This window comes from Pontibacter litorisediminis, from assembly GCF_029360645.1.
Lineage (GTDB): Bacteria > Bacteroidota > Bacteroidia > Cytophagales > Hymenobacteraceae > Pontibacter > Pontibacter litorisediminis.
Genome location: NZ_JARDUA010000011.1, coordinates 74,432 through 96,470, shown reverse-complemented (window position 1 = coordinate 96,470; position 22,039 = coordinate 74,432). Strand labels below are relative to the sequence as shown.

Annotated in this window: 19 protein-coding genes and 1 tRNA gene; 4 read left to right on the top strand and 16 right to left on the bottom strand. The window is 53.3% G+C overall.

The genetic code is table 11. From position 1 onward, the window contains the following. Positions 1 to 552: 552 nt before the first annotated feature. From PXG97_RS21130 to rpmH, 5 genes are all read right to left on the bottom strand, one after another. Positions 553 to 1,068: a DUF2480 family protein gene (locus PXG97_RS21130; RefSeq protein WP_276499838.1), complete on the bottom strand. Its 516-nt coding sequence runs from the start codon at positions 1,066 to 1,068 to the stop codon at positions 553 to 555. Between the two features lie 14 nt (positions 1,069 to 1,082). After that, complete coding sequence (gene tsaB, locus PXG97_RS21125) at positions 1,083 to 1,778, bottom strand: tRNA (adenosine(37)-N6)-threonylcarbamoyltransferase complex dimerization subunit type 1 TsaB (RefSeq protein WP_276499837.1); 696 nt, start codon at positions 1,776 to 1,778, stop codon at positions 1,083 to 1,085. Positions 1,779 to 1,914: 136 nt separating this feature from the next. Continuing rightward, a complete protein-coding gene (locus tag PXG97_RS21120) occupies positions 1,915 to 3,564 on the bottom strand; it encodes a S41 family peptidase (protein ID WP_276499836.1) in 1,650 nt (549 codons plus the stop codon). A gap of 28 nt (positions 3,565 to 3,592) precedes the next feature. Continuing rightward, complete coding sequence (locus PXG97_RS21115) at positions 3,593 to 4,003, bottom strand: ribonuclease P protein component (protein ID WP_276499835.1); 411 nt, start codon at positions 4,001 to 4,003, stop codon at positions 3,593 to 3,595. Positions 4,004 to 4,044: 41 nt separating this feature from the next. After that, positions 4,045 to 4,206 carry a 50S ribosomal protein L34 gene (rpmH, locus tag PXG97_RS21110; RefSeq protein WP_071784616.1) on the bottom strand — a complete coding sequence of 54 codons (162 nt, stop codon included), beginning with the start codon at positions 4,204 to 4,206 and terminating at the stop codon, positions 4,045 to 4,047. Positions 4,207 to 5,098: 892 nt separating this feature from the next. Here rpmH and PXG97_RS21105 point away from each other — a divergent pair. Beyond that, positions 5,099 to 6,814: a M61 family metallopeptidase gene (locus PXG97_RS21105; protein ID WP_276499834.1), complete on the top strand. Its 1,716-nt coding sequence runs from the start codon at positions 5,099 to 5,101 to the stop codon at positions 6,812 to 6,814. A 106-nt stretch (positions 6,815 to 6,920) separates the two neighbouring features. Here PXG97_RS21105 and PXG97_RS21100 read toward each other — a convergent pair whose 3' ends face one another. From PXG97_RS21100 to PXG97_RS21060, 9 genes are all read right to left on the bottom strand, one after another. After that, positions 6,921 to 8,159, bottom strand: coding sequence for an NAD(P)/FAD-dependent oxidoreductase (locus PXG97_RS21100; protein ID WP_276499833.1), 1,239 nt, complete (start codon positions 8,157 to 8,159; stop codon positions 6,921 to 6,923). A gap of 128 nt (positions 8,160 to 8,287) precedes the next feature. Continuing rightward, entirely contained in the window at positions 8,288 to 8,488 is a 201-nt protein-coding gene (locus PXG97_RS21095) for a hypothetical protein (RefSeq protein ID WP_276499832.1), read from the bottom strand. Between the two features lie 187 nt (positions 8,489 to 8,675). After that, a complete protein-coding gene (locus tag PXG97_RS21090) occupies positions 8,676 to 9,599 on the bottom strand; it encodes a PfkB family carbohydrate kinase (RefSeq protein ID WP_276499831.1) in 924 nt (307 codons plus the stop codon). Between the two features lie 134 nt (positions 9,600 to 9,733). After that, positions 9,734 to 9,810, bottom strand: a tRNA-His gene (locus PXG97_RS21085). A gap of 358 nt (positions 9,811 to 10,168) precedes the next feature. Continuing rightward, positions 10,169 to 10,537, bottom strand: coding sequence for a DUF6980 family protein (locus PXG97_RS21080; RefSeq protein WP_276499830.1), 369 nt, complete (start codon positions 10,535 to 10,537; stop codon positions 10,169 to 10,171). A 65-nt stretch (positions 10,538 to 10,602) separates the two neighbouring features. Next, positions 10,603 to 11,073, bottom strand: coding sequence for a DinB family protein (locus PXG97_RS21075; protein ID WP_276499829.1), 471 nt, complete (start codon positions 11,071 to 11,073; stop codon positions 10,603 to 10,605). A 31-nt stretch (positions 11,074 to 11,104) separates the two neighbouring features. Then, entirely contained in the window at positions 11,105 to 12,439 is a 1,335-nt protein-coding gene (locus PXG97_RS21070; protein WP_276499828.1) for a dihydroorotase, read from the bottom strand. Positions 12,440 to 12,526: 87 nt separating this feature from the next. Continuing rightward, positions 12,527 to 13,849, bottom strand: a complete 1,323-nt coding sequence (locus PXG97_RS21065) for a serpin family protein (protein WP_276499827.1) — start codon at positions 13,847 to 13,849, stop codon at positions 12,527 to 12,529. A gap of 10 nt (positions 13,850 to 13,859) precedes the next feature. After that, the gene (locus PXG97_RS21060; RefSeq protein WP_276499826.1) at positions 13,860 to 14,564 is read right to left on the bottom strand and encodes an outer membrane beta-barrel protein; all 705 of its coding nucleotides are present in this window, start codon (positions 14,562 to 14,564) and stop codon (positions 13,860 to 13,862) included. A 146-nt stretch (positions 14,565 to 14,710) separates the two neighbouring features. Here PXG97_RS21060 and PXG97_RS21055 point away from each other — a divergent pair, with 146 nt between their 5' ends. Continuing rightward, a complete protein-coding gene (locus PXG97_RS21055; RefSeq protein WP_276499825.1) occupies positions 14,711 to 16,072 on the top strand; it encodes a DEAD/DEAH box helicase in 1,362 nt (453 codons plus the stop codon). Between the two features lie 680 nt (positions 16,073 to 16,752). Here the strand turns inward: PXG97_RS21055 and PXG97_RS21050 are convergent. Together PXG97_RS21050 and upp are read right to left on the bottom strand one after the other, a co-directional pair. Further along, a complete protein-coding gene (locus PXG97_RS21050) occupies positions 16,753 to 17,211 on the bottom strand; it encodes a hypothetical protein (protein ID WP_276499824.1) in 459 nt (152 codons plus the stop codon). Between the two features lie 153 nt (positions 17,212 to 17,364). Beyond that, on the bottom strand, positions 17,365 to 18,021 hold the full coding sequence (gene upp, locus PXG97_RS21045; protein WP_276499823.1) for a uracil phosphoribosyltransferase: 657 nt from the start codon (positions 18,019 to 18,021) through the stop codon (positions 17,365 to 17,367). 224 nt (positions 18,022 to 18,245) lie between these two features. Between upp and PXG97_RS21040 the strand changes: the two genes are divergently transcribed. Then, positions 18,246 to 19,907: a hypothetical protein gene (locus PXG97_RS21040; protein WP_276499822.1), complete on the top strand. Its 1,662-nt coding sequence runs from the start codon at positions 18,246 to 18,248 to the stop codon at positions 19,905 to 19,907. Positions 19,908 to 20,145: 238 nt separating this feature from the next. Beyond that, the gene (locus PXG97_RS21035) at positions 20,146 to 21,984 is read left to right on the top strand and encodes an ABC transporter ATP-binding protein (RefSeq protein ID WP_276499821.1); all 1,839 of its coding nucleotides are present in this window, start codon (positions 20,146 to 20,148) and stop codon (positions 21,982 to 21,984) included. Positions 21,985 to 22,039 lie beyond the last annotated feature (55 nt).

Here is a 22,039-nt window from a genome sequence, read left to right as displayed (position 1 = left end):
CTGCAAAGGTAAGCTTCTTTTTTCGCCCCGCAAGCGCCCGGCAAAACTTTTTTCCCGGCCCTCGCCGCCGCTCCTGCTGAACGGGGAGGCAAAGGTCGCAAAACTTTCCGGCTCTGCAAGAGGACAAAGCACTTTTCTCTAGTTATTCTTCTCAACTGCCTCTACAGCAACAGGAAAAACTTTAAGACTTTTCTGAGCTGCTTCTTCTAAGCAGCTCACCTTAGGTAGAGGCTCTGGTTTTAGCCTCAGGATTTCTGCACCTTTTTACAGGCGGCTTAGGATTAACATCCTCAACCACGGTCAAAGTTCCAGAACCAGGCGAATTTCTTTTAGCGCTTTATTCTTTACCCTTCTTCAAGTGTGCAGCTCCTTTGAGCGCTTAGGAAGAACCACTTTCATTATCCTGAAGTTCCACTACTCGTCAAGAATGTGCAGCCTTATCTATAAGGGTGTTTTCTCCCTAGCCTTCTAACTACTTCGTGCTGCACAAAGCAAAAGCAGCTTCCCCTATAGTAGAAGAAGCTGCTTTTGCTTTACAGTACTTATAAACAGTTATACTGCTTTTGGTTTCTTATATAGCGGCACAGTACTGCATGGCTCTCCATACATGATGCTCGATGCAACCGGCACCAGCTTCCGCATAACCTCCACGTAAGCATACGTCGGCACCGGCACGCTTCCGCAACCTTTCACCACTACTTTTGCGTCACGGTACTCTTCCATATCTATTTTGGCAATCGCCTCCTGAAACAGGGCCTGCTCCAGTGCCTCCAGATCACCGAACACATAGTAATTTGCCTGGTTCTGCAGCTTAGTGCCCAACAGCATATAGGCCCAGGTAGGCACGATGGCATCTACAGAGCATGTGATGGCAACATTCTTACCTGCATACTGCGACCAGTCGTGGTCCTTTACAAATGCTCGGAAATCCTTCTCGCGCAAAATCAATCCCTGGAACAGGTTATCTTTTATATCATACACTACCCGCTCGCCCGGATGAAGCAGTTCTTCCAGGTTAAGGGTCACCAGCGCGCTTTGCGCCACTCGGTTTATGATCTCTTCTGACATGGTTGTATCTCTTTTTACTTTACGCTTTTACTTGGGCTTGTAATATAAACATCCTTCAGGTAGAAGGGTTCATAATACGCTACGTCTTCAAACACCTCCTGCGCATACTTCGGCAGCGCCAAGGCTCCTATCGCTTTCGCATTCGGAAGCACGCCCTCTACAAACAAGGCATTGCCCGCTGTGTTTACTATACTTTTATACTTACTGGCTCCACTCCCGAAAAAGATGACTGGCTGCTCCTTCAGCCTTGCCTCAAATGCATGCTCGTCCAGCACCACCGGCGCGATTGGCTCCACCTCCTGCAGCTCGTGGGTGAGCAGGCAAGTATATACCTCCATGCGGCGGGCATCCAGCATCGGGCAGAACAGGTAGCGCTCCGGGTTCGGCGTCATGGCAATTACCTGCGCTGCCAAGCCATACAAGGTCGATACCTCCAGCAGCGGGATATCGAGCGAGTAGCACAGGCCTTTGGCCGTGGAAGTTCCGATGCGCAAGCCGGTATAGGAACCCGGCCCTCCTGACACGGCCACAGCATTTAGCTCCTGCAGCGTAGCTCCGCAGTTCTCCACCAACTGCGACACCATAACGGTAACATGGGAAGAGTGCGATTTTTCTATCTGTAACTCCGATGCCCCCAGCAGCTGCTGATCTTTGTATAAGGCGACGGAGCAGACAGTGGTAGACGTTTCGAGCGCGAGCAGCAGCGGCATGGGCAAGTATGGTTATAGTTTAAAGATGCACAAAATTACGGCAAGCCGGCGAAGCCTCCAAAAGTGTGGCTGTTCTACAGCAAAAGAGGGAGGCACTGCTGCACCTCCCTCCCCTGCTTGTGTGATTTATACTTTATTAGTTATGCTTCAGGTATGATTTATACTTCACCGGATCGTTCAGCACCTGCACGGCTGCCAAAATATCCGGATCATCATCAAATGAAGACTCTATGTATCCTTTCTGCAGGTAATAACGCGAGGCGATCTCCGCCTCCAGCATCTCCTGTATCTCGGTGCGGAAGCGCATCAGGTCATTTGCCTTGTTATGCGACACCTTCTTACGGATCGCCTCCAGCTCAGCCTGAATATCATCGTAGTGCTTACCCTCTTTGGCCTTTGCCGCAACATCTTCCAGCTCGCTTTCTATGGCTGTGGAGTAAGACAAATCCTTATCCTCCAGGTAGGCAACAAACTTTTTATACTCCGTATCAGTCAGCTTAAACTCTTTGGCCGAAGGGATGCTAGGGTGGTCCAGCTTGTACCTGTTGGCATAATCAAAGAAGTAACCTTTGCCCGCAATGGTACGGGTAATCTCCGAGAAGGAAGGCTGCTCCACCTCCACATCGGGGCTCACGCCACCGCCATCATATACTACTCTTCCGGCTGCTGTTTTGAAGGCCGCCCGGAGCGAGTCAGGTATGGCGGCCACGCTGCCGTCTTCGTTGCGATGGGCGTAATCTATTGCCTGTATACAGCGGCCGCTCGGGATATAATACTTGGCTGTGGTTACTTTAAGTTGAGAGTTGTAAGACAGCGGGCGGGTTACCTGCACCAGGCCTTTGCCAAATGTGCGCTCCCCTACCAGCACGGCGCGGTCGTAGTCCTGCATCACGCCGGCCACGATCTCAGAGGCAGATGCGCTGCGCGAACTGGTCAGCACCACCAACGGCATCTCCAGGTCCAGCGGCTCGTCCAGAGCCTTATAGGTCTTGTTCCACTCCTCTACCTTCCCCTTGGTACTCACGATGTCGCGGCCTTTCTCCACAAAAACGTTCGAGATGTTAACCGCCTCATGCAACAGGCCGCCTGGGTTGTCGCGCAAATCAAACACGATCTTCTTAGCTCCCATCTCCTTCAGCTTCTGCACCGCCGTTTTTACCTCTTTGCCAGCATCCACCGTAAACCCTGCAAGCTGTAAGTACCCGATCTCGTTGTTCAACATGCCATAGTAGGGCACATTTTCCACCATGATGTTCTCGCGCAGCAGGTCCACATTTCTGGATTTGTTCTGCCCGTAGCTACGCACCTCCAGCTTGATAGAGGTGTTTGCCTGCCCCTTCAGCAGCTTACTCACCTCCTCGGTAGACTTTCCTCTCACGTCCACGCCATTTATTTTCAGGATCTCGTCGCCGATAGATAGACCTGCTTTATGCGCCGGGGAGTTCTCGTAAGGCATCTGCACCACCACCTTGCCATCGCGGCTACCAATGATGGCACCAATACCGCCATACTGCCCCGTTGTCATGGTACGGAAATCCTCTATATCATCCTCTGGAATGTAGTTGGTGTAGGGGTCGAGCGACTTGAGCATGGCGTCAATGCCGGTGCGCATCATCTGCGCGGGCGGCACGTCATCCACGTAATAGGTGTTTACTTCTTTGAAGAGTGTGGCAAAAACATCCAGGTTTTTGGCAATCTCGAAGTACTTCTCCGAATCGGCTTTAAAGGAAAAGAGGCCCAGGGCAAAAATGCCAACAAAAAGGCCAGCTATAGATTTCTTGTACATAATATCAGGCTTAAGGAGACGGGGTAGTCTATTTATTTAGACAACGCTCCAAACCTGAAATTAGTTTTTTTTGGATAGAGTGGAAGGATTTTTTTTCCTTGCCAATATACAGGATCCCCAGCAGGCAGGGCGCCTGCTCCGGTTGCTGCGACAGGAGGTGCTTGTTAAGGCGGTAAGCCTCCCGCATTTGCCTTTTCAGGCGGTTACGGTCTACGGCACGCTTAAAGTAGCGCTTAGAAACGGAGACGAGTACCTGGGTTTGCCCAGGCGGCAGGTCCTGCGGCGTGTAGTACACAAACCGCAGCGGATACAAATTAAAAGAAGAACCCTTGGCGAACAGCAGCGAAATGAGCCGCTTACTGCACAAGTGTTCTTCTTTCGAAAATGTATAACTATTAGGCTGGCCGGCTTGCTGCTCGTTAGCTGCTGCTGTATCCATTAGCGGCTATACACTAGCGAAACCAATCCCTGTATCAGGAATTAAGCTGCCTTATGTCTTTTCTCGCTAGAAACTGTCAGTCTCTTTCTGCCTTTGGCTCTTCTGCTGGCCAATACTCTTCTACCGTTAGCGGTTTCCATTCTTGATCTGAAACCGTGCTTGTTTCTTCTTTTTCTCTGAGAAGGCTGGAATGTTCTTTTCATCGTCTGCCAATGGTTTTATTATGGCCTGCAAAATTAGTAAACCTTTGTAGAATAGCAAAGTCTGTTTCAGAAATTTTGCAAAATGATGCTGAGGCGCCGGGAAAAAGCTGTTGCAACAGCTTTGATGATGTTTAGTGTTGCTGTGATTTTAGTTAAGCCATAGGCAAAAATAGCGGCTTTTCTGACGCCTGCGTCCGCTTGTGCCTGTGGTTAGCCGCTGTTTGCTGCAATTGGAACCGAGCTATCCTTGCTAGCTGCCGTTCATCCTCTGTCTTACGAGCGGCTCTTTCCATTTCACACTTTGGTGCTCTCCAGCCCGAGAGGGCTCGTCCTCGGGCATCGCGCTGTCTACATTTCCTTTGCTGTCGCAATGCCCTTACGGGCACCGGAAATCTAGAAGGCGCTCAACCCAAGGACTGGGTATCATTCCAATAGCCTCTGCCTCTGCTATGGAACAAGTATAGTCCCCCTTTGAAAGGGGCAGGGGGATGACCCTGAATAGCCTAGGCCATGAAGCTTACGCTTCTGAAATGGCAGCCACAGAAACTCCTCTCCTCGGAGGGGCTAGGGGTGGGATTATTCTTGTAGGGACAGGTCGCGACCTGTCCGCCCAACGGCAGCAATTATGAAACTTATACTTTGGCAAAAGTAATTACAGGCTCCCCTCCTTGGTTAAGGAGGGGCAGGGGTGGTTGGACCCGGTACTAGCTCCCCCTCCTGTTCTCAGGAGAAGGCTGGGGTGGGGTGATGAGGGTTAGGGCTGGATTACCTACAAGCAGGCAGCCTATAGCAAATCTCAAAGTATAAAAACTACCTTTACGCCACTTAACGTACTTTATCAAGTATAATCTGCAACACGTAAGTATAACCCGACGCATCAGCTCAATAAACCATGATTAATTACCACCTCTCTTTCCAGAACCCACTTACGCATTTCGTCGACATCACCATTACCATTAAGGATAACCAGCAGCAGGAGTTATACTTGCAGCTGCCGGCCTGGCGCCCCGGCAGGTATGAGCTGCAGCATTTTGCTCAGAAGTTGCGTGCTGTTACCGCCAGGGCTAGCGGAGAAAGTATAACGGTTGAAAAAGTGACTAAGGACCGGTGGCTAGTGCAAACCGGGGGAGCTAGGGAAGTAGAGATCAGCTATAGCTTTTTTGCACGCCAAATGGATGCCGGGGGCTCGTGGCTGGACGAGGAACAGCTATACCTAAACCCGATCAACTGCCTGATGGCGGTGGAGGCCAGAGAGCAGGAGCCTTGCCAGCTACAGCTGCAGCTGCCGGAGGAGTGGCAAATCGCCTGCGGCCTGCCGGAGGTAGAGAAGCATGCATTAGAGGCCGCCAACTTTGATGAACTAGCGGACAGCCCCTTTATTGCCAGCGCCACGCTAAAGAAGGAGACTTTTGAAGTGGCGGGTTATACTTTCCACATCTGGCTGCAGGGCGACTGCCAGCCGGACTGGGAGAGGCTGAAAAAAGACTTCACTGGCTTTACCAAGGAGCAGTTGGAGGTGTTCGGCGATTTCCCGGTGCAGGACTACCATTACCTGAACGAGATTCTGCCTTATCGTTTCTACCACGGCGTAGAGCACAGCCACTCCACCGTCATCACGCTGGGCCCTGGCGAGCTGCTGATGACGCCAAGCCTGTACAAGGAGTTTATGGGCGTGAGCTCGCATGAGCTTTTCCATACCTGGAACATCAAGAAGATCCGCCCAAAGGAGATGCACCCTTATAACTTTGCGCAGGAGAATTACTTTAAAACCGGCTATGTGGCCGAGGGGATCACCACCTACTACGGCGATTACATGCTGGCGCGCAGCGGCTTCTTCACGGCAGAGGCCTACTTCGAGGAGCTGAACACCACGCTGCAGCGCTACTTCGCAGACTACAGCCGCCGCCACCTCTCCGTCGCCGACTCCTCCTTCGACCTCTGGCTGGACGGCTACAAGCCCGGCATCCCCGACCGCAAGGTGTCCATCTACATAAAAGGTGCGCTCACCGCTCTGCTCCTGGACCTGCAGCTGCGCAAAGCCACCGGCAACAAGGCAAGTATGGATGTGGTGATGCGGGAGCTTTGGGAGCGGTTCGGCAAAAGGAACACCGGCTACACCGAGCAGGATTACGCGCAGCTGGTGGATGAGGTGGCGGGGCAGTCTTTCCAATCATACTTCAGCAAATACATCAACGGCACTGAACCTATAGAGCCTGCCCTGGACGAGGCGCTACGCTATGTAGGCTGCACTTTGGCCGAACAGCAAAACCCGCTTCTCTATGAGAGCAAGTACGGCTTTAAAATCTCCTCTGAGGGAAGTATAAAAGTTACGGCCATTGCCCCGGGCTCTCCGGCCAGCGAGCTGCTAAGTATAGAGGATGAGCTGGTGGCCCTGAACAGGCGAAAGCTGGAAAGCAACCTGCAGCAGCTGTTGGCACTGGAGCCGCAGGAGGTAGAATTGGCGCTGTTCCGGGAAAAGCAGCTGCGCGTGGTAAGGCTGGAAGCAAATGGGCAAAGCTACTACAGCAAGTACACCGTGCAAAAGCGCCAGGATGCGACAGCAGCGGAGAAGGAGAACTTTAAGCTGTGGCTGAAGCAGGCGTTTTAGCAGGACCTTTGCCTGTTGAGGCCTCTGGCCAAAGGCAGGTTACAAACCTTTAAGGCAGGAGTTACAAACTCGCGCCAGCTAAAGTTAAAGACAGGCTTGTTCGGCCTCAATTAAACAGCAGCTTGGCGTAGAACGACGGCTGCTTCAGCCGCTCGCGCAGGTCCAGGTCATTGAACATGCAGGAGATGGTTTCGGCCAGGGCCTGGTTTCGGGAGGCTTTGCTGGCCACTTTGTCGAATAGCCAGGGGTAGTTCAGCAGCTTTTGCATCTGGCGGCTCAGCTTGAGCTCTTTCCAGAGGCGGTTGTACACGGCTTGGTCGTAGCCTTGCATGAATTGGGCCGAGAAATCCTGCTCCGCCAGGCACCTTTCGGCCTGTGCCGCCGCCCAGCGCCCGCTAATCATGGCGTTGCTGATGCCCTCTCCGGTAAAAGGATCGATCAATGCCCCGGCATCCCCCAGCAGCATGTAGTTATCACCGGAAATGACACGCTTGCGGGAGCCAAGCGGCAGCCCAAAGCCACGGATGTCGTCTACCAGCTCGGCCTTGGCAAAGCGCCGCTGCAGCTCCGGATGATCCGTTATCATGCGGAGCATCTCCTTTTTCAGGTTCACTTTTTTGCGGCTCACGGCGCTGCTCAGCATCCCCACCCCCACATTGGCGTACCCACCCGGCAGCGGGAAGATCCAGAAATACCCCGGCAGAAAATCTTTAAAGAAGTGCAGCTCAATAAATCCGGCTGCATCCATGTCGGCCACGCCTTTGTAGTAGGCCCGGAGGCCCGCGCAGTAATGCTCCGGCTCCTGTTCCATACCTGCCACATGCCGCGTAAAGCCAGACTGCGCTCCGTTGGCTACCAGCAGTAGCTTTGCCTGCACCAGCGGCTCGCCCAGTTTATCCGAAAGTATGAACCTGCCTTCCGGCGCCCGCTCATACTTTGCCACGTCTATGCTCTCACGAAAATCGATCTCCGGCCGCTGCCGCACCTGCTGCACCAGAAAATCATCGAAATGGATGCGTTTGGAGATATAGCCGGCCGGTGTATCCTGATCAGGCTGGTAGTTATACTTAAACGGCACGCTCAGCTTATGCCCTCCTGGCGATATGAAATGAATGCCCCAGGATGGCAGTGCATCCTGCAGCTCGCTCAATTGTGCAGGCAAGCCCGGAGAGATGCGGCGCAACTCGTTCACCACCTTACCGCTCAGGGCATCGCCGCATACTTTATCACGCGGAAAAGTGGCTTTATCCAGCAAGAGCGATGGAATGCCTTGGTTGGCGAGGTGCAGGGCGGCGGTGGCTCCGGCAGGCCCGGCGCCAAGGATACAGATGTCGGTTTTGTGCATGGTAAAGTATAAAGCCCGCTAAAGATAGCAGAAGCCGCCAAACGGCACAAACCGGGCATAAAAAAGGGAAGCCCTGTTAAAGGGCTTCCTCTTCTATTGTTTTCATAGCTTATTTTGTGTCAGATGCCTTACTTTTTATCGTATGGCATGTTGTTACCGCCCTTTGCCAGGTTGCGGTTCGGGTTCTGCACTTTGGTTGCGTCTTTGTTCAGTGCATTGCGGTTCGGATTGTCGTCGATATTACCCATAGGCTTGTTAGGGTCGGCCTGGTTCGGGTTATTTTTCTTCAACTCATCCAGTGTCTTTTTATTATCGTTCTTTATGCTCATAGCTTGTTTTCTTAATGGTGTCTAGTATAGTTTACCCCATCCAGCCCTGTTTTGTTGCACTTAGATGATGTACCTTATTCTCATTCATGCACCTAGCGCCACTTCAGAAGCACATAAATTGCACTATATCTAAAACGAGAAAAGGGAAGCCGAAGCCTCCCTTTTCTCGTTTTATGATTTACCATGCTTACTGCAGCACAGTATCAAAAGCCACCAGGTTCACGAACTGCTGCACACGGCTGTCGATCTCCTCTTGCGTGAGGCTCTTCAGGCGCTCTGTCCCGAACTTCTCCACGCAGAACGAAGCCATGGCCGAGCCATAGATCACAGCGCGCTTCATGCTCTCAAAGCTGATATCATTACAGCTGGCCAAGTAACCGATAAAGCCGCCTGCAAAGGTATCGCCGGCGCCGGTTGGGTCAAACACTTCCTCCAGCGGCAGGGCTGGGGCAAAAAACACTTTCTCCTCGTGGAACAACAGGGCACCGTGCTCCCCTTTCTTGATGATCAGGAATTTCGGCCCCATGGCCATGATCTTCTTGGCAGCTTTCACCAGCGAGTACTCGCCGCTCAGCTGGCGCGCCTCCTCGTCGTTGATGGACAGTACATCCACCAGCGCCATCGTCTCCTTCAGCTCATTCAGGGCAATGTCCATCCAGAAGTTCATCGTGTCCATCACGATCAGCTTCGGGCGGTTGTTCAGGCGCTCAATCACGGTTTTCTGCACCTGCGGCGCCAGGTTGCCCAGCATCAGGTACTCGCAGTTCTGGTACGCATCCGGGATGATGGGGTCAAAGTCGCCCAGCACGTTTAGCTCCGTTACCAGCGTCTCGCGGCTGTTCATGTCGTTAAAGTAGCGGCCAGACCAGAAGAACGACTTCTCGTTCTCTTTTACCTGCACCCCCTCGGTGCTGATATCGCGCTGGTGCATCAGGGCGATGTGGTCCTGGTCGAAATCGCCGCCCACCACCGATACCACGTTCACCGGCTTCACAAAGTATGAAGACGACAGCGAAATATAAGTGGCTGCACCACCTACGATCTTATCTGTTTTCCCGAAAGGGGTCTCCAGCGCATCGAACGCCATCGAACCTACTACTACTAAGCTCATATCTTTAAATTGTTGATTGTTACATCGTTTAATTCCTGTATGGTTTTGCAAGGTCGCTTTTAAATCAACCACTAAACCACAAAGCAATTTAACCAATAAAATAAAAAAAGCCCTTGAAGTTCGCTTCAAGGGCTTGGGGTGGAAGATGGGGCTCGAACCCACGACCCCCAGAATCACAATCTGGTGCTCTAACCTACTGAGCTACAACCACCGTGTCTCATTTGAGAGTGCAAATATACGCACGAAATCACACAATGCAATACCCTGAGCGCATTTTTGCATAAAAAAATTCTCTACCTGCTGCCTCTATACTTACGGAGACAAGCATAAATGTATGCCAGTTCGGCTAGCAAATGCGGCACCGCACCAACCAACCACTTGGGTATCTGCACACTACCTCCTTCTATCAGCGTGAAGACCAGTATCACCCAAAGCCCCATAAAAAATAAAAGTGGCATAGCCCTGCTGTTGCTGAAAGCGTCTTTCTTATAGATTCCCCAAAAGCTCTGCTTGTTTGCCATGGCAGCTACATTCTTCTATACTATGATTCGATGAATCCATCGGCCAAATCAGGCGGTTAGCTTGCCGCCGCACCAGGGGCAGTAATTGATAACCACCATCGACGCGCCGCCATCATGTATGGGAATGCCGTAAAGGCCATCGTCCCACTTGTTGATGATCACGTCCGGGTCTCCATATCGTATCTCCCCGTCCTCATCCAGGCTTTGGTATACTTTGTCGGCCATCATCAGGCAGCAATAGCCTTCGTAGTCGAAGCCTTTGGTTTCTAGCTTTTCGGCGGTGGCCCAGTTATAGCACGCCTCATCCTCGTGAATGGCATCCACATAGGCCTCGTACTCCTCCGTGGCTGTTACCTCCTCCGGCAGCTCTTTCCCGAAAAAGCGGGCATGCAGTTCTTTAAATCTATCAAGCTCCATAATCATACTTTAGAAAAGCGGGCAGCAGTACCCGAAGGCTAGTTGCCACACTTTTATACTTACGGCTAGCGCATGATGTCTGTATCAATGGGAGTGTAGCCCAAATGCCTGCTTATAGCCAGCAGCTGCCCCTTATGGTGAAACTCATGCGAAATGGTATGCGTGAACAGCTTCAGTGGGGTCGCTTTGGTGCTGGTCCCGTTCAGCTCCACATGGAGGTATGCCAGGTAGTCTCTCGCGAAAAATGTGAGAAACTCTGTCACGAGCGCATCGATTTTCCTGAAAAAGCTCCGGCACTCCCCTACATTCCCGACCGCCTCATACGCGGTGAAGGCAACGTCTTTCTGGAGCGCCTGCTTTCCCAGCCATAACTCGTAGGTGTTGCCGATGTGCACCAGCAGGTTCCGGATGCTTCCGCTGCCGAAGGCGCTGTTTTCAGCCAAGAAATCCGCCGGGCTGATAGTATCGCAGTATAGCAGGAGCACATCCCGGGACTGCCTAACCATATCATACTGCAACGACATGATGCTTTCCATACTTTTCGGTGTCTACCTGTTGTACCTGTGACTACCTGTCGAACAGCAACCGCTCTCCTTTCTTGCTCTCGTCAAAAGCACCGTTGGTGAAAGCCAGGTGGCCCGAAACCAACGTGTGGGTGATACTGGCGCTAAACGTGTGCCCCTCAAACGGCGACCAGCCGCACTTGTAGAAGGTGTTCTCTTTGGTAACAGTGTAGGGCTTGTTCAGGTCTACCAGCACCAGGTCGGCCCAGTAGCCTTCTCTAATGTAACCGCGTTCGCGCACGTTAAAGAGTATGGCCGGCGCGTGCGCCATTTTCTCCACCACCTTCTCCAGCGTCAGCTTGCCCTGCTTTACGAACTCCAGCATCATCTGCAGCGAGTGTTGCACCAGCGGCACCCCGGATGGCGCCTGCTTGTACTTACCCTGCTTCTCCTCCCACAGGTGTGGGGCATGGTCGGTGGCGATCACGTCCAGCTTATCCTCCAGCAGGCCTTTTAACAGGCCCTCTTTATGCCGATGCTCCTTGATGGCCGGGTTGCACTTTATCTGCGTACCGAACGTATCGTAGTCCTCCTTATCGAACCAGAGGTGGTGCACGCAAACCTCAGCGGTGATCTTTTTATCCTTCAGCGGGATATCGTTGCGGAACAGCTTGAGCTCCTCTTCGGTGGAAATGTGCAGGATGTGCAGGCGCGTGCCGTGCTTTTCGGCCAGCTTCACGGCCAGGTAAGAAGATTTAAAGCAAGCCGCTTCGTTACGGATTTCCGGGTGGCACTTTACAGGGATATCGTCGCCGTACTTCTCCTCATAAATGGCCATGTTGTCGCGGATCGTCTGCTCATCCTCGCAGTGCACGGCGATAGGCAGCTTGGCCTTGGCAAAGATCTGGTCCAGCGTCTGTTCGTTATCCACCAGCATGTTGCCTGTGGAGGAGCCCATAAAGATTTTGATGCCGCAAACGGTGTTGGGGTTGGTGAGCAGCACCTCGGCCAGGTTATCGTTGGTGGCGCCCATGTAGAAGGAGTAATTGGCCAGCGAGGTTTCTGCCGCGATGTTATACTTATCCTCCAGCAGTTCCTGCGTGGTAGCGTTGGGCACCGTGTTGGGCATCTCCATAAAAGAGGTAGTACCGCCTGCCACAGCCGATCTGGCCTCGGTTTCAATGTTGGCCTTGTGCGTGAGCCCCGGCTCCCGGAAGTGCACCTGGTCGTCAATCACACCAGGCAGCAAGTGCAAGCCAGTGGCATCGATGGTTTCATCAGCCTCGGTGTTTATACTTTGGCCGATCTGCGCGATGCGTCCGTTTTGTACCAGCACATCGGCAGTGGTTATACTTCCTTCGTTTACGAGTTGGGCGCTTTTTATGAGGATGGATTTCATACTTGCTAAGATACGTGTTGAACAAAATTAACACATTATCTTAGTTTCCGGCAAAACCACGCCTCGTTTATACTTGCCCTGTCGGCTTTACTCCGGCTGCATCAGCTTGCCAATAAAAAGTATGGCGTTGGAGGATCTCTCCCGGATCAGGAACACGAATGGCCTGTTGATGCGGATGGATGGCGGCAGTGACGTTACGACAATACCTACAGAGGTGGCCGCCGCGGCTTCTGTGCCTTCTTCGTTCACCTCTACAAACGTTTTGTGCTTTACCTCTGAAATGGCCAGGTTGCCCATTCCTTCCACCATACGGCTCAGGTTAGCGTCTTCTGAGAAGGCGATGCCCATGCCCAGTTGCTCCAGCAGCTCGTTCAGTTCTTTCTCGTACTCCAGCTTAAACTTAGGCATGTGCAGTTCCAGTTTAGAGGTATCCGCAGCGGATAGCCAGCTGCTCAGGCTCGCCTCATTCAGCTCCTGCACCACCTCCTGCACATTATGTCCGGCTTTAGGCACCATCAAGGTCATGCTGTATTGTTTGTTTCCGTAGGGCAGGTCCAGCACTTCCTTGGTTTGGTCCTGGTAGTACAGGTATTTGCCTTCCTTAAGCGTCATGAAGTCGTGGGTGACAGTGCTGCCGTCTTCGAGGAAGAACTGCCCAGGCTGCGTCAGCTTTTTATCGAACTGATAGGCCCAGGTGCCTTTAAAGTAAATGGCGTTGATCAGGAACAAGACATGGCGGGGCGTTATTTCCTCCACGATGCTTTTGATCTTGCCATTGGTTTTCTGCTCCACCCAATTGTTGATTTGATCCTTGGCGGCAGGAGCGGAAAAGTCCAGCCCCTGTACTGTGGCATCGAAGTACGTTTGGTTAGCCTTAAGGAAGGGTGCCTGCAGCTGCAGATCCTTCCGGTACCACAAGGAGTTGGCCGAGGTGAAAATTACTTTCCTGTCGATGCCTTTCAGCAGTTCCGTCAGGCTTTTGAACGATTGGTTGATCTCCTCATCCGTGGCCGGCTCAAATCCCAGCGTCTTCCGCATGGCTTCCTTGGTAGTGCCATCTGCTCCGTTGTAGGCCATGGTTAAGGCTATGCTGATGCTCAATGGGGAAATGAACACGTTTTCCGCTCCCTCGTCCTCGCTTAGCTGCGCAAATGACCGGAAGGCGAAGTCGTTGGAGCTTTCCACTGTTTTCTGCTCCTGCACGGTTAGCTCCCGCAGGCTTGGGGAGTTATCCATTATTTCATCTTGCTGGCAGCCGGAAAACAACATGCCAGCCGCTGTGACTATACTTAGGAGGAGTGGGTTTCTGTTCATGGATGTAGCGTTCAGGGCAAAGTATAAGTTCTTTTCTTCATGACCCTGGTGCAGGGCCGATGGTTGCAAGTGCCATGGCTGTAAAACCTGTGGCATGGCATTCCTCCTACTTTCGTTTCCAATTCAGGTTGTAGCCTAGCCCCAGGCGCATATTGGCATGGCTCGACATAAAATCATAGTCCTTGCCCCATACTTTAACGGCATTGGTGGCAGAGCGCGTTAAATTTGCCTGATACCTTGCCTCTAACCTAAGCCTCCAGACGTTGGCACCAACACCGACAGAAGAATCCCACACCACAGGTTTTACAGCCGTGCGCATGGCAGGCAGCACATCCGATACGCCCCGTCCCGCATCTTTATGGAAGTAGTATGCACCCCCTTTCCGCTGCAACCTTACACTTGGCGACACGCCTGCCATAACAAAAAGCTTCCCTTCGGTTAAAGGGATGTTGAACTCCACCAGCAAAGGAACCTCGAGAGAGGCATGTGCTACTCCACCGGCTTTAACGAGCGGGCAAAACTGGCAATCTGTTCTGGTGTTGTAAACAATGTAACTAAGACCATCATCATAATAGTTTATACCTGATGAGATGCTGAATGCCCTGTTTATACGATAAGAAACGTATCCGCCAAAGTAGCCGCCAAGGTCTCCCCCGCCCTGCAGCTCCGCCTGCACCGAGTCCAGCAGCACCCTGCCGGCGTCACCTTGGTTTATCAGCCCAAAACTAGGCCCAAAGGAAAGTTTTTGCGCCGTTGCAGTATGTATATAGATGAAGGTGCAGATGAAACAGAATATAAGTTTTGTTTTCATGAGGAGCGGGTAAAGTATAGCAACATAAATATACTCATTTATAGTATAACCTGCACTACACTTCTGCCCCTGGCCAAACCGCCGCAAAAAGTGTTAAGCATTTTTCCCGTACCTTTGCACAGCAATACCAAGTATAAAATACCGCCATGGCCGAAGAAGCAGAGAAAGAGATAACTACGTTCGAGGATTTTAAGCTGAACAAACAGCTGCTGAACGCCATTGCCGACGCCGGCTACGAGAAGCCCACGCCCATACAGCTGCAGGCGATTCCGCTCATTATGGCGGGGCACGATATTTTGGGCATTGCCCAGACCGGAACAGGCAAAACGGCAGCCTTCCTGCTGCCACTGCTCATGAAGGTGAAGTATGCGCAGGGCCAGCACCCGCGCGCGCTCATCATTGCCCCTACCCGCGAGCTGGTGATGCAGATCGAGGAAAACATCACGCTGCTGGCCAAGTATACTGATCTGCGCCACACGGCCATCTACGGCGGACTTGGGCCTAAAACACAGATTGAGAACATCAGCAAAGGACTTGATATACTGGTGTCCACGCCTAAGCGCCTGATGGAGCTATACCTGAAGGGCGACCTTATCCTAAAGGACCTGAAAACGCTGATACTGGACGAGGCCGACAAGATGATGGACATGGGCTTCATGCCGCAGATCCGCCAGTTGCTAGAAGTTATCCCGCGCAAGCGCCAGAACCTTTTGTTCTCGGCTACCATGCCTGACAAGGTGGTGCAGCTCTCGGAGGAGTTCCTGGAGTTCCCGACGCGGGTGGAGATTACGCCGCAGGCTACCCCCGTGGAAACGGTTAGCCAAACGCTGTACCGCGTGCCGAACCTGCGCACCAAAATCGAGCTGCTGGAGCACCTGATCCAGGACAACGAAACGTTTAATCGCGTCATCATTTTTACGCGCAGCAAGAAAAACGCGGAAAGCGTGTCGAAGTTTCTGGAGCACCGCAACTATGGCGAGGTACGCGCCATCCACGGCAACAAGGGCCAGAACACGCGCATTAACTCCATGGAGGCTTTCAAAGGCGGCGAAGTTCGCTTTTTAGTGGCGACCGATGTGGCGGCCCGGGGCATCGACGTGACGATGGTCAGCCATGTGATCAACTTCGATGTGCCGCTGATTTACGAGGACTACGTACACCGCATTGGCCGCACCGGCCGTGCCGAGAACGAGGGCGCGGCGATTACGTTCGCCACCGATGCCGAGCTGTACCACGTGCGCAAGATCGAGAAGATCATCCGGATGCAGATACCGGAAGAGCCGATGCCGGCCGAGGTAAAGACGTTTGAGACGCCGTTTGAGGAGCAGCAGGAGATGGCCATGGAGATAGACCGCCAAAAGCGCCGCGAGAACCCCGACTTCAAAGGCGCCTTCCATGAGAAGAAGGGCAAGCACAAATCCAACTTCGCGAAGGGCAAGAAAAGCAAAGGCGACCCGAAGAACTCATTCTGGCAAAAGACGAAGAAGAAAGGTAGCAGGAGGAAATAATACCGTTGAAGAGAAGTATACTGCCTAACTGTGGTGCCTGGTGCAGGAATGTTTCTCTGGCGCCAGCGTCCGCTTGTGCCTTCGCGCTTTAGCTACAGCTATCCCTCCGCTGGCACCAGGCTATCCTTCCTAGCTGCTGTTCATCCTATAGACTAACTTACCTATAGTTTCATTTCTGGCTGTGGTGCTCTCAAGCCCGAGAGGGCTCGTCCTGGGGGTAGGGGCCCTCGATAAGGGCATCGCGCTGTCTACATTTCCTTTGCTGTCGCAATGCCCTTGCGGGCACCGGAAATCTAGAAGGCGCTCAACCCAAGGACTGGGAAATATTTCGATAGCCAGTGCTGACGGAGCTTGAACAGAACTCCCCTCCTGGGGGTAGGGGCCCTCGAAAAAGCCAAGGAGGGGCAGGGGTGGTTTGAGCCGGTGCCGCAGAAAGCTGCTACCCCTACTCTTAGGGGAGGGTCGGGGTGGAGTGAATCGTCCTCCTCTAGACTAACCCAAACACGAATTTTGAGCTAGCGAGCGTAGCTCACTGGGGGTGGATTCACTCCGATAGCCAGAGCTAAGCCGCTTGTAGTGCTACAATGGCAGCTACCAGCTTCTCCTCTTTTTCCCAAGCTTATTCCAAGAGTGGTGTGAAGGGTAGGATTCAGGACTTAATAACTGTCCGAAAATAGTGTTTAAAACCAATGTGCGGCCAGGTCACCGAACTCGAACACCATCAGGTTTAAAATGGCACTCCATACCAGGGCGCTCCAGAGCATGTGCAGGAAAATCTGCTTGCGGGAGGCACCAAAAACCGCGACGACTACCGTACCCAGTATGGGCGAAAAGATGACGGGCGTTAAGAAAGCCACGCCTACCACGCCATAGCTTCTCCAGACTTTTACAATGCGTCGGTTCTTCTTACTGAACACCGGCCTGCTTTTGGCCCGCTGCCGTGCTGACCACCACTTTGAGAAGGCCTGCCCCACCGCCGAAAAAATTACCACCGTCGTCATCATACCCGCCGCTGTCAGCAGCACCGACTCCAGGTACGTTAAGCCTGCAGCCACCCCTGCCAAGGGTCCCCCGATAAACTTCACCATACTCACCAGGTAAACGGTGATGTACTTTAGCACTTCTACAGACACAGACATCAACAATAAGGGTAAACGTTTAGGCAAGAACCAAAACAGTAGCTTATACGTGTGGGGCAATTTAAATGCACAGCTTCACGCACAAAGTTCTACAGCAAAATTACGGCCATACCGTACTGCAGCCACAACGGGCAGGCACATGTAAAGCTTGTCCTAGATCTTTGGTCCGAAGGCAAGGTCGCCGGCATCGCCGAGCCCCGGCACGATGTACGACTTTTCATTGAGGTGATCATCCAGCGCGCCCAGCCATACATGCGCTTCCGGCACCTGCTCCTGCACATAGGCCAAGCCCTCGGGAGCGGCAATGGCAGCGGCAATATGCACCTGCAGCGGCTTTCCGTGGCGCAGCATGCCCTGGTACGACTTCACCAGCGAACGGCCCGTGGCCAGCATCGGATCGGCCAAGATCAGGATCTTGTCGTGTAGGTTCACCGAGGCCAGGTATTCCATGTTAATCTGCAGCTGCGTGTTCTCCTCCTCTACCCGGTAGGCTCCCACAAACGTGCTGTAGGCTTTGTCGAAATAGTTGAGCATGCCGTTATACAGCGGCAGGCCGGCACGCAGTATGGTGGCCAATACTGGCTGCTCGGCCAGCAGCTGCGTGCGGGCTTGGGCCAGCGGCGTGGTAACCTCAACCTCTTTGTAGGGCAGCGTTTTGGAAATCTCGTAGGCCAGCAACTCGCCCAGGCGCTCCAGGTTGCGGCGGAAACGCAGGCTATCCCGATGCACGTGCACATCGCGCAGCTCAGCTACGTAGTGATTTGCAAGCGATGGGGTTTGGGTAAGGATGTGTACGTTCTTGTTTTCCATGACAGCTGCCGAAGTATAGGTTATGCCCAAAGATACGCAAGCCAAAACGCTTGCGCCAAGGCCAGATAAAAATTTAGACCTTGCGCTACTGCATACCATCGGGCACAGCTAAGCGTTTAGATTTTCCGGCTGCACATATTTTGCACAGGCACAGCAAAACATTCAGCTCCAAAAACAGTACATTCGCACTTTATTATATTGATTTAGCTATTAACGACTTATACATGAAACGCATACTTGGTGCTTTTGCACTGTCGGTTGCCGCTTTTGCTGCGCAGGCACAGGACGTATACATGCCCTACGACCGCGACACCTACCACCTGGTGGACCGCTACCAGATAAAGTTCGGCAAGCAGCTGCCGGAGATGCACACGGCCGTCCGCCCTTACGGCCGGGCCGACGTGGCCGCACTGGCTGAGATCAGCGCCCGCAACACCGTTTCCCGCGCCGACGAGTTTAACACTGCTTACCTGCTCAACGACAACTGGAACTATACCGACCTGGCCCAGAACGAGAGCCGCAAGCCAACCCTTACCCACTTCTACCGTAACGTGTCTGACCTGTACCACGTGGATACCGAGGATTTTGTGCTGCGCGTAAACCCTGTCATCCACTTTGAAGGGGGCATCGACAGTGAATCGGACGGCGTGCGCTATGTGAATACCCGCGGCGTGCAGCTAGAGGGAAGCATTGACAACCGCTTCGGGTTTTATGCCTTCGTGGCCGAAAACCAGGCCCGCTACCCGGAGTACGTGAACCGCCGCATTCGCCGCGACGGCGTGGTGCCGCACGAAACGATGTGGAAGAACTTTAAGGAAGGGGGCTATGACTTCATCACCGCCCGGGGCTATCTAAACTACGCCCTGAGCAAGCACGTGGAGGTGCAGCTGGGCCACGACCGCCACTTTATCGGCGACGGCTACCGCTCCTTAATTTATTCTGATTACGCGCCGCCCGCTTTCTTCCTCAAGCTTAACACCAAAGTATGGAAGCTGCACTACATGAACCTCTTTCAGGAGCTTATTTCGCAGTTTAACCGCAGAGACGAGCTGCTTCCGAAGAAGTACATGGCCATGCACCGCCTGGGTGTGAATGTGACGGACAACTTTAACTTTGGCCTGTACGAGCAGGTGATCTTTGCCCGCGGCAAGGGACGCTTCGAGCTGCAGTACCTGAACCCGGTTATCTTCTACCGCAGCGTGGAGCACGGCCTCGGCAGCCCCGACAACGTGCTGCTGGGCGGCGATTTCCGCTGGAACCTCTGGAACCGCCTGCAACTGTACGGCCAGGTAATGCTGGATGAATTTGTGTTGGATGAGGTGAAAGGCGGCAAGGGCTGGTGGGGCAATAAGTTCGGTGGCCAAATAGGGGCCAAGTACATCGACGCCTTCGGCGTGGCCAACCTGGACCTGCAGGGCGAGGTGAACGCCATCCGCCCCTATGCTTACCAGTACGCCGACGACTTTTCCAACTTCCAGCACTACCGCCAGCCGCTGGCCCACCCGATGGGGGCTAACCTGGTAGAGTTGATAGGCATTGTGCGCTACCAACCCATCCCGCGCCTGCACCTTACGGCCAAGGCCATTGCCACCCAGTACGGCCAGGATGTAGTAACGGCCACCGATACCCTGAACTACGGCAACAACGTACTTCTCTCCTACCTCGACCGCGTATCCACCTACGGCAACGAGATCGGGCAGGGCATCAAAACAAACCAGGTGCACCTGGACCTGACCGCTACGTTCCAGCTGCGCCACAACGTGTTCCTGGACCTGAAGCAGGTGGTGCGCCGCACAGAGGCGCAGGGTGAGGCACCGGATTATAACACATCCTTTACCTCCTTAGCCTTCCGATGGAACATCCCGCAAAGGCTGCACGAGTTTTAGGAATTACTTAGTATCAACATACTGCAAAGGTAGAGGGGCGACTTTCTACCTTTTTACTTTTCTACCATTCTGTCTTTTATTAAGTATCTTTGCAGCGGCTTGTAGGCTAGCTTCCTTAACAGCCATAGTATAAACAATTTAATCACTGATTTGTGGCTGCCGCAGCGCGGCCATACTTGCTGCTAACTTACACCAGAGGCCTGTGCGGAAGAAAGGGTTAGCGGCGCCCAACCATACCATGAAGACCTACCTTCGCATACTGCAGTTCGCCAAGCCCTACAGCCGGTTTGTGCCGCTCTACACCCTTTATACTTTTCTGGGCATCATTTTCGGCCTGTTCAACTTCACACTGATCATTCCGCTGCTGAACGTGCTGTTTGGGGAGGTGGGGCAGGAAGAGGCGGTGGCTATGGCCGCCACCAAGCCGGAGTTCGCGCTCAACATCGAGTTCTTCAAAGAGTTTTTCAACTACCACTTCGGTCAGATTATCCTGCAAGAGGGGCGTGAGGGTGCCTTGCTGTTTGTGTGTGTCATGGTGATTATCTCGGTGTTCCTGGCGAACCTGTTCCGCTACCTGGCTTTCCGGATTGTGGGGGCGCTGCGGGCACACGTGGTGCGCAACATGCGCCAGACGGTGTACCAGCGCGTGACCGAGCTACATTTGGGCTATTTCAGCAACGAGCGCAAAGGCGACCTGATGACGCGCCTGACCGTGGACATACAGGAAGTGGAGAGTTCCGTAGTGAGCACGCTGACGGTGATAGTGCGCGAGCCTGTGTCGATCATCGCCTTCTTTGTTCTTCTCTTCAACATGTCGGTGGAGCTGACGCTGTTCTCGCTCATACTTTTGCCTTTGTCGGGCGGTATCATCGCGGGCATTTCCAAGCGGTTGAAGCGCAAGGCAAAAGAAGGGCAAAACTCCCTCAGCTTTATACTTACTATCATTGATGAGACCCTGAGCGGCATGCGCGTGGTGAAGGCCTTTAACGCTGAGCCTTTTATCCTGAGCAAGTTTCACGACCAGAACAACCGCTACGCCCGCATCCAGCGCTCTATTGCCAACAAGCGCGACCTGGCCTCCCCGCTATCGGAGTTCCTGGGCGTGTCGGTAGTAGCAGGGCTGCTATTGTACGGCGGCACACTGGTGCTGAACCAGGAGTCGGACCTGTCGGCAAGTGAGTTCATTACCTATATCATTCTTTTCTCGCAGGTGCTGGTGCCGGCCAAGGCCATGTCGGCGGCCTTTAGCAACATACAGCGCGGCCTGGTGTCCGGCGACAGGGTGCTGCAGGTGATTGATACCGAGCCACAGGTAAAGAACAAGCCAAACGCTAAGGTGCTGCCTGCCTTCAGAAACGAGATCGAATTCCGGGACGTGGGCTTTGCCTATGGGGATAAACCGGTGCTGCAGGATATTAACTTCCGCATCCAGAAAGGCAAAACCGTGGCCCTGGTGGGTCCGTCGGGGGGCGGAAAGTCCACGCTGGCTGATCTGCTGCCGCGCTTCTACGACCCGACCAGCGGCGCCATACTTGTGGATGGCCATGACATCCGCGATTATACGGTGGAGTCGGTGCGGGCGCAAATGGGGGTGGTGACGCAAGAGTCTATCCTTTTCAACGACACTATCTTCAGCAACATCGCCTTTAACAAGACCAACGCCACCGAGGAGGAGGTGATAGCGGCCGCCAAGATCGCCAATGCCCATGAGTTCATCATCAACTCCGAAAACGGTTACCAGACGGTGATCGGCGACCGGGGCAGCAAACTCTCTGGTGGCCAGCGCCAGCGCTTAAGTATAGCACGCGCCATTCTGCAGAACCCGCCGATCCTGATACTGGACGAGGCGACCTCGGCGCTGGACACGGAATCGGAGAAGCTGGTGCAGGAAGCACTGACGAACCTGATGAAGAACCGCACCTCTGTGGTGATTGCGCATCGGTTAAGTACCATTCAGCATGCCGATGAAATCTTGGTGCTGCAGCAGGGAAGGATTGTGGAAAGAGGCACCCACGATGAGTTACTGGAACAGTCGGGCTTGTACGCCAAACTGACGCAAATGCAGCTTACGGTATAGCCTTAATTTGCACTTCCTGAATACCGATACAGCATAAGACGCAAACTTAAAGCTA

Coding starts and splice junctions, on each gene's coding strand:
- PXG97_RS21130 (WP_276499838.1), bottom strand. CDS start 1,068: ATGTCAGAAGAGATCATAAACCGAGTGGCGCAAAGCGCGCTGGTGACC.
- tsaB (WP_276499837.1), bottom strand. CDS start 1,778: ATGCCGCTGCTGCTCGCGCTCGAAACGTCTACCACTGTCTGCTCCGTC.
- PXG97_RS21120 (WP_276499836.1), bottom strand. CDS start 3,564: ATGTACAAGAAATCTATAGCTGGCCTTTTTGTTGGCATTTTTGCCCTG.
- PXG97_RS21115 (WP_276499835.1), bottom strand. CDS start 4,003: ATGGATACAGCAGCAGCTAACGAGCAGCAAGCCGGCCAGCCTAATAGT.
- rpmH (WP_071784616.1), bottom strand. CDS start 4,206: ATGAAAAGAACATTCCAGCCTTCTCAGAGAAAAAGAAGAAACAAGCAC.
- PXG97_RS21105 (WP_276499834.1), top strand. CDS start 5,099: ATGATTAATTACCACCTCTCTTTCCAGAACCCACTTACGCATTTCGTC.
- PXG97_RS21100 (WP_276499833.1), bottom strand. CDS start 8,159: ATGCACAAAACCGACATCTGTATCCTTGGCGCCGGGCCTGCCGGAGCC.
- PXG97_RS21095 (WP_276499832.1), bottom strand. CDS start 8,488: ATGAGCATAAAGAACGATAATAAAAAGACACTGGATGAGTTGAAGAAA.
- PXG97_RS21090 (WP_276499831.1), bottom strand. CDS start 9,599: ATGAGCTTAGTAGTAGTAGGTTCGATGGCGTTCGATGCGCTGGAGACC.
- PXG97_RS21080 (WP_276499830.1), bottom strand. CDS start 10,537: ATGGAGCTTGATAGATTTAAAGAACTGCATGCCCGCTTTTTCGGGAAA.
- PXG97_RS21075 (WP_276499829.1), bottom strand. CDS start 11,073: ATGGAAAGCATCATGTCGTTGCAGTATGATATGGTTAGGCAGTCCCGG.
- PXG97_RS21070 (WP_276499828.1), bottom strand. CDS start 12,439: ATGAAATCCATCCTCATAAAAAGCGCCCAACTCGTAAACGAAGGAAGT.
- PXG97_RS21065 (WP_276499827.1), bottom strand. CDS start 13,849: ATGCCACAGGTTTTACAGCCATGGCACTTGCAACCATCGGCCCTGCAC.
- PXG97_RS21060 (WP_276499826.1), bottom strand. CDS start 14,564: ATGAAAACAAAACTTATATTCTGTTTCATCTGCACCTTCATCTATATA.
- PXG97_RS21055 (WP_276499825.1), top strand. CDS start 14,711: ATGGCCGAAGAAGCAGAGAAAGAGATAACTACGTTCGAGGATTTTAAG.
- PXG97_RS21050 (WP_276499824.1), bottom strand. CDS start 17,211: ATGTCTGTGTCTGTAGAAGTGCTAAAGTACATCACCGTTTACCTGGTG.
- upp (WP_276499823.1), bottom strand. CDS start 18,021: ATGGAAAACAAGAACGTACACATCCTTACCCAAACCCCATCGCTTGCA.
- PXG97_RS21040 (WP_276499822.1), top strand. CDS start 18,246: ATGAAACGCATACTTGGTGCTTTTGCACTGTCGGTTGCCGCTTTTGCT.
- PXG97_RS21035 (WP_276499821.1), top strand. CDS start 20,146: ATGAAGACCTACCTTCGCATACTGCAGTTCGCCAAGCCCTACAGCCGG.